The sequence below is a fragment of the Pedococcus bigeumensis genome, assembly GCF_039531795.1.
In the GTDB taxonomy this organism is placed as follows: Bacteria; Actinomycetota; Actinomycetes; order Actinomycetales; family Dermatophilaceae; genus Pedococcus; species Pedococcus bigeumensis.
The window spans coordinates 1-536 of record NZ_BAAAQS010000006.1; the positions used below are offsets into that span (position 1 = coordinate 1).

General features: G+C 70.5%; 1 protein-coding gene. It reads right to left on the minus strand.

Annotated elements, in window-relative coordinates; genetic code table 11:
* Nucleotides 1–536 (minus strand): hypothetical protein (locus ABD262_RS19590; protein WP_344140088.1); only part of this gene is annotated, 536 nt, incomplete at both ends.

Genomic DNA, 536 nt, shown 5'->3' on the forward strand with positions numbered 1-536 from the left:
AGGCCTTCGACGAGGGTGGTGAGCTCGGTGAGCTCGGTGGGGGTGGTTGCCGGGCCGTGGGCGGCCATGATCACCAGCGGGTGGTCCTGGACGTCCAGGACCCAGGTCCGGTAGGTCCAGCCGGGGAAGACCGTGACGTAGCCGATGTCGCTGGCGAAGGGTCGCAGGGTCTGGCCGTGGCACTGGGTGACGTCCAGGGTGGGTGGCACGGTGGTCTGTACGAGCTGACCGGAGTACCCGTCGATCGAGACCGGGCTGGCGCTGCTGGGCCGGACCGTCCGTTGCGTGGTCAGTGCCGTGACGATGTCGCTTACCGTGGCCTTGACCGGTGCGATGGTTCCTGCGCAGGGGTCGGGCGCGACGCTGGTCATGGCGAACAGCTCGAGCCGCCGCAGGTGCGGGTCCAGGTCACGACCCGTGGCCAGGACCATCCGGTCCTGACCCCATCCGGCAGGCACCTCGAGCCTGCCCCACGGTGCGTCGTCTGCCGCGCCGAGGAACGGGATGGCGTAGGCGCCGGGGGACAAGGGAGCGGG